Annotated in this window: 4 protein-coding genes; 1 reads left to right on the forward strand and 3 read right to left on the reverse strand. The window is 42.8% G+C overall.

Going from position 1 to position 6,548, the window contains the following annotated elements:
• The first annotated feature begins 388 nt into the window (after positions 1 to 388).
• Positions 389 to 1,777: an ATP-dependent RNA helicase DbpA gene (dbpA, locus tag ASV53_RS21805; protein ID WP_094958662.1), complete on the forward strand. Its 1,389-nt coding sequence runs from the start codon at positions 389 to 391 to the stop codon at positions 1,775 to 1,777.
• A gap of 148 nt (positions 1,778 to 1,925) precedes the next feature.
• On the opposite strand, the gene ASV53_RS21810 is transcribed toward dbpA, so the two are convergent.
• The 3 genes from ASV53_RS21810 to ASV53_RS21820 all read right to left on the reverse strand — a co-directional run.
• The gene (locus ASV53_RS21810) at positions 1,926 to 3,449 is read right to left on the reverse strand and encodes an endonuclease/exonuclease/phosphatase family protein (RefSeq protein WP_141226291.1); all 1,524 of its coding nucleotides are present in this window, start codon (positions 3,447 to 3,449) and stop codon (positions 1,926 to 1,928) included.
• Positions 3,450 to 3,645: 196 nt separating this feature from the next.
• A complete protein-coding gene (locus tag ASV53_RS21815; protein ID WP_094958664.1) occupies positions 3,646 to 4,377 on the reverse strand; it encodes an SDR family NAD(P)-dependent oxidoreductase in 732 nt (243 codons plus the stop codon).
• A 241-nt stretch (positions 4,378 to 4,618) separates the two neighbouring features.
• On the reverse strand, positions 4,619 to 6,548 hold a 1,930-nt coding region (locus ASV53_RS21820), incomplete at its 5' end, for a BCCT family transporter (protein WP_141226292.1).

The following is a 6,548-nucleotide window of genomic DNA, read 5'->3' on the forward strand; positions in this document are numbered from 1 at the left end:
CAGATGAAATATAAACGACAAAGCATATTTTTTATAAATAGTTGATTGCAAATTATCGCTATCTTATCTGATTGAACGTCGTAATGCAGCTCAATATAGGCAGTTATTATGCTTATTAATAATGATGTTTAATTGTTAGTGTGACACTTATTGCGTACTGATATGCATTTACTGAATATTTGGCGATTTAGAAATTCGCGGCTGCTTTCCTTTGCTTTATTGGCTAGAGCGCAGACAAAAGAATGTAAAAAAGCAGCAAAGTCGCTAGGTTTGTGACGCACAAACTGGTATCGTGCGCGATCTTTATTGTTTCTGTGCTTTTTGCTGATCGACATTATAACGATGAGCGACATAGCCACCATAATTCTGCATACGATAGGATATAACCTTGAGCCAGACTGCTTTCTCTACACTTGACCTGAATCCCGCTTTGTTGGAAAACTTATCATCGATGGGTTACGCAGAGATGACACCAATCCAAGCGCAAAGTCTGCCACATATGTTGGCAGGTAAAGACGTGATTGCGCAAGGTAAAACAGGCTCAGGTAAAACTGCAGCGTTCGGTTTAGGCTTGCTTTCAAACTTAAACGTTAAGCGCTTTCGTGTACAAACGTTAGTGCTGTGTCCTACCCGTGAGCTAGCAGACCAAGTTGCAAAAGAAATTCGTAAACTTGCACGTGCTATTCATAACATCAAAGTGTTGACGCTTTGTGGTGGTATGCCATTTGGACCTCAAATTGGTTCATTAGAGCACGGTGCACACATCATTGTGGGTACACCTGGCCGTGTAGAAGAGCACATTCGTAAAGGTTTCTTGAATTTAGAAGAACTCAATACGTTAGTGTTTGATGAAGCTGACCGCATGATGGAAATGGGTTTCCAGTCTTCGATTGACGCTATTGTTGATGAAGCGCCATCAGATCGCCAAACACTACTATTTAGTGCGACGTATCCTAAGCAAATCAAAGAAATTGCTGACGATATTATGAACAAGCCAGTGATGGTGAAAGTTGAATCGACTCACGATAACAGCAGCATCACACAGCACTTTTTCAAAGTAGATGACAATGAAAGCCGCATGATTGCATTGCGTCTTCTACTTCAGCAACACCAACCTGAATCAACCGTTGTTTTCTGTAATACAAAGCGTGAAGCGCAAGAAATTGCAGATGCATTAGATATGTACGGCTTTAGTGCTGTAGCACTGCATGGCGATTTAGAGCAACGTGATCGTGACCAAACATTGGTACGTTTTGCGAATAAGAGTGCGTCTATTCTTGTGGCAACTGATGTCGCTGCACGTGGGCTTGATATTGATGCATTAGATGCAGTAATTAACTACCACATTGCACGTGATACTGAAGTGCACGTTCACCGTGTTGGCCGTACAGGCCGAGCGGGAAGCAAAGGTATTGCTTGTTCACTCTTTAGCGATAAAGAGCATTACAAAGTTGCGCTATTGGAAGATTACCTAGATCGCTCAATTCACGGTGAAGAATTGCCGTCTATGGATTTGCTAGACAAGCCAACACGTCGTCCATTAATGACAACGCTGCTTATCGATGGTGGTAAAAAGCAAAAAGTACGTCCTGGTGACATTCTTGGCGCATTGACTGGTGAGAACGGTATCAATGGTTCTCAAGTAGGCAAAATTCACATGTTTGATAACCGCGCGTATGTTGCAGTGCATAGTGAAGTAGCACGCGCAGCATTGCGTAAGCTTGAAACGGGTAAAATGAAAGGCCGTAACTTCCGCGTACGTCCACTTAACCGTTAATAGATTGACGAGACGATTATTTAGCCTGCAAGTATCAGCCAAAGCTAGCGGCAAATAACAAAGCTCAAATGAAACCCCAAATACACAGATGTGTTTTTGGGGTTTTTTATTTCCTACGCCTTTAATTATTCGTGCTGCCCTCTGACGATTATAGGGCTGGGATAGTCATGATTTTTTCAATTTCTTCGGTTGGGATGGTATTTACTGCATATTGTTTATGCCAGCCACCAATTGCACTTTTAATACGTAGCTGAAGTCCGTTGTGAAGTTGGGCCTCGGTTTTTAGTTTTGTAAGTACAGACGGTGGGACCGTGATAGTCATTTTCCCATTTGGCTTAGCGGTTAGTACTTCGCTTTGCCAGCCATTGGTGCGCGATGACGTGGAGTCACCAGACACCACTAAGCGATAAGTACGGTCTTCTTGCCATAACTGAAAGTTTGAAATGGTGAAATCAATGGCGAGATCAGTGCCGTCATTTCGCAAAACAACATTGGAAAATTCAGGGTTGAGGTTAAGGGATGTTGTCGCAGTTGCGTCTTTCGGTGTTTCAATTTGATACGTTGTTTTATACCACAGGTGATCGGATACAAAGTCACGTTCGCCATAAAACGGTGTTCCATGGGTGTTTACCATTAATCCTGAATGTGGGTCGCTCCATTGGTAAGTGCTATCTTCACCATGAGGGCCTTCGAAGTAGGTATTAGCTTTAGGGCCAATAATAGAGGCGCTAAGTAACTTAAGATCACTGTTGTTGGCATTATGGTAGATATAATCAATGCGATCGCGATCGTCTAACGTGCGTCCACATTCTTTAAGAAAAGAAGCACCTTGTGTCCAGCTGTCTTTAATATGGAAAGGCCAAGTAATGCCAGGGTGAGATACGGGGTCTGGGAAAAGTGCGCGGTAAGAATCTATAAGTCCTGCATCACGGATCATTTTGTGTGTGCTGAAATCGTAAACCGTGCCTTTATGATCAAACATATTGGCGGTATCCGCGGTCCAATCAAGCCCTGATGCTTCATTGAAATCCCCACCAATGAATACAGGTGTTCCCGATTTTATGTAAGGCGCTAGCTTATCTAACATGTATTGTGTTTGTGCTGGGCGCTTTGATTTTGCATTCATGGCATCTAATTTAGCTGCATCAGATACGGGATCGCAGCCAGTATGTGCTTGCCAAGAGATGCCATTTCCACCACGGGCATCGTAGGTGATGTAGTGTGTGTAATCGAGATGATTTGCCCAAACAACGACATCGCGGCCATTTACATCAAGCACTGCTCCAATATTACCGCTCTGATCGTAGCCATCTTCAGGTTTATCGTTAAATACCGACTTTATAGGGTACTTAGATAAGATGCCCGTTGTTGTGTGTGAATCATCACCTTGCCAATAATACATACCTAATGATTCAGCCAAACGAGCACTAATACCAGACGCTTCAGACAGTAGTAGGATATCTGCTTTCGCAAATTTAAACTCTTCAACAGCAGTATGAAATGCACTCTCGTTATTAAAGTTTTGGCTTAAGCTAAGCCAAAGGTTTGCCGTGATAATGTTGAGTTTGGTTATTTCAGTTTCTTTAGGCTCTACGTTTGATGAGTTATTGTCACTATTACAACCAACTAATGTAGTCGCTAAAAACAGTCCGGCGATTGTTTGCTTATTCATGCCTGGGTGCATCTCCGTATTTGTAGGGGCTTATTAACTAAAAGATAAGATCTACATTAAGGAAGTGGTGTGACAGCCTGATAGCACGAAGGGATAGATATTCCTTGGGTCAGTATTAAAGTAAATTATGGCTAGCGTCATGAAAGTGTGGTCGAACTGTCATATGTGATGGGGGCCTAGCTGCCTTAAGTGTGGCTTACCAAGGTATGATCGAGCCATCAAAGCTATAGAAATTCCCACTATCTTCAGGTGTCAGCTGTGTGAGTAATTGCGCTAAGGATTGAGCGACAAATTGAGGTGTTTGCAGCTGTTCCTGAGGAATCTTACGTTGGAAACGCTTAGAGAGTGATGTATCTGTTGTGCCCGGATGAAAAACAACAACACAGCAGCGTGGCAGTTTGTACTTCCACTCAATACTGATGGTCTTTACTGCCATATTCAGTGCCGCTTTTGAGCTGCGGTAACTGATCCACCCACCAAGGTTATTATCTGAAATACTGCCGATCCTTGCAGATAGAGCAACAAAAAAAGTTGGTGTAGATGATTTAAGGTGGCGGGAAAAATGTTTCGCAAAGCAGATGGTAGGCATCACGTTTGTTTGTATGTTTTTTTGGAAAAAATCGAGGTCGCACTCATTTACCGTTTTTTCGGGAAGGTGGGAATTATCATGCAATATACCGACAGCATTAATGATGATATCGAGCTTAGGTAATTGTTCTGCGAGGTTTTTCACCTCTGTTTCTGAAGTGATATCAAGTTTGAACCACTGTAATTTTGAATCAAGAGTGACAGCTCTCTTGCGCTGAAAAGCATTGGGCATTGCGGTTCGATATGTTGCGTATAGTGTGGCAGCAGGGTAGAGCGTTTGAAAATGCGAAATAAGTGCCGATCCTATTCCACCTGAGCCTCCAATGATCAATATCTGCATGTTAATGATTACCTGTATGAATTTTAGTTATGTCCTTATTGATACTGATAGAGCTATGAATGGGTTCATTTTCAGATAAAGAAAGCAGGAAGTGATTTGATTTTCAGCTAGATTCGTTCATTTTATGATTAAAAAAAGCCCTTAATACCAAAGGAAGATAACCTGAGTATTAAGGGCTTAATCTGGTTTAAGTCTTAGTGTTCTTAAATATATAACGCTTTTATTTAAGAGCTAAGTTGAGCTAGCCAGCTTTGCTTGCAACATTTTCAGATGTAGCTAAGTGCAAGAAATGCATATGACGCTCATATTGTGTAATTGCATCAGCAATGATTTGCTCTTGGGTATAGCCTAATACATCGTATTGTTGACCACCTTGCAATAAGAAGACTTCTGCGCGGTAGTAAGTGCTTTGCTCTTCATTGACATAGGTTGGTAATACAAAGCGACGCAGACGAATACCGTAGGCAAAATCCTCTACACCTTCTTTCTCAATAACCATACGTACACGTTCAGGATCCAGAATTTGGATGCGTGCCGCCAGCCCTTGAGATTTCATTTCGTTAGCCAATGAAGTTAACGCAGGCTTTGCTGTCTCATCGATAAAGGCTTTAGCTTCTGCCTTTTTCGGGTGACTGACTAATGATGAAATACGATCTTTCCAGCTCACACTTGTCTTGGTGTATTGCACCGAGGTATTGTGATTTTGCACACTCGACTGCAATAGGTAGTCGTTACGTAGTGCGATAAACAAGCAGTAACAGAACACTAAAAGCAGAATCATGATTGGGAAGGCGCTCGCAATTGTCATGGTTTGCAAGGCAGATAAACCGCCCGCACCAAGTAATGCTGCCGCAACAACACCTTCAGTCACAGCCCAGAAAATACGTTGCCAAACAGGTGGCTCTTCTGCACCGCCAGATGTCAGTGTATCAATAACAAGTGAACCTGAATCAGACGAGCTAACGAAGAAAGTAATAACCAGTAACACACCCATCATAGACAATAAGCTAGATAACGGCATGTGCTCGAAGAACTTAAATAGTGCAACAGGTACATTACTACTTACAGCGTCGCTAAGGTAGGTGGCACCATGATTCATAATGGCATCAATTGCAGTGTTACCAAAAGCGGTGAACCATAAGAAGCCGAACAATGAAGGTAGTAGCAGCACACCAATCAAGAATTCACGGATGGTACGGCCACGTGAAATACGGGCGATGAACATACCGACGAATGGTGACCATGAAATCCACCAACCCCAATAAAGTAGTGTCCAACCACCAATCCAGTCAGCTTTTGGCTCGTAAGCAAATAAGTTAAAAGTCTTATTCACAATATCGCTTAGGTAGCTACCTGTGTTTTGCACAAAAGATTGCAAAATAAGTACGGTTGGGCCCGCAATGATAACTACAGTAACCAGTAGTATTGCCAGTGACATATTGATGTTAGACAGACGTTTGATACCACCATCGAGACCCAATACGACAGATACAGTTGCAAACAGGGTGATGACGGCAATTAAGCCCATCTGGACTTCAACTGTTTGTGGCAGGCCGAATAAGTAATTGAAGCCAGCATTGACTTGCAATACGCCAAAGCCTAACGATGTTGCAACACCAAAGAGCGTACCGATAACGGCAAAGATATCGACAGCGTGGCCAATTGGTCCATAAATCTTATCGCCAATCAGTGGGTGTAATACAGATCGTGGTAGTAGCGGTAGTTTATGACGGTAAGAGAAGTACGCAAGTGACAGCGCCACAACAGCATAAATTGCCCAAGCATGTAAGCCCCAATGGAAGAAGGTGAGCTTCATTGCTTCGCGTGCTGCTTCAACTGTTTGGGGATCGCCAACAGGTGGTGACATGAAGTGCATTACTGGCTCGGCAACGCCGAAGAACATCAGGCCAATACCCATACCAGCAGAAAATAGCATAGCAACCCATGAACCAAACGTGTAATCAGGTTCTGAATGATCGGGGCCAAGCTTAATGTCACCCATGCGGCTGCACATGATGAAAACGAGGAAAATTAGAAAAATGGCAACAGATAAAATGTATAGCCAGCTTGCTTGAGTAACGAACCAATTCTGGATCGCACCAAAATAGCTTTGTGCTGAGTCAGGCCAAAAAACGCCGACAAATGAAAGTAATACATGTATCTTATACACA

The organism is Photobacterium sanguinicancri, from assembly GCF_002265265.1.
GTDB lineage: Bacteria > Pseudomonadota > Gammaproteobacteria > Enterobacterales > Vibrionaceae > Photobacterium > Photobacterium sanguinicancri.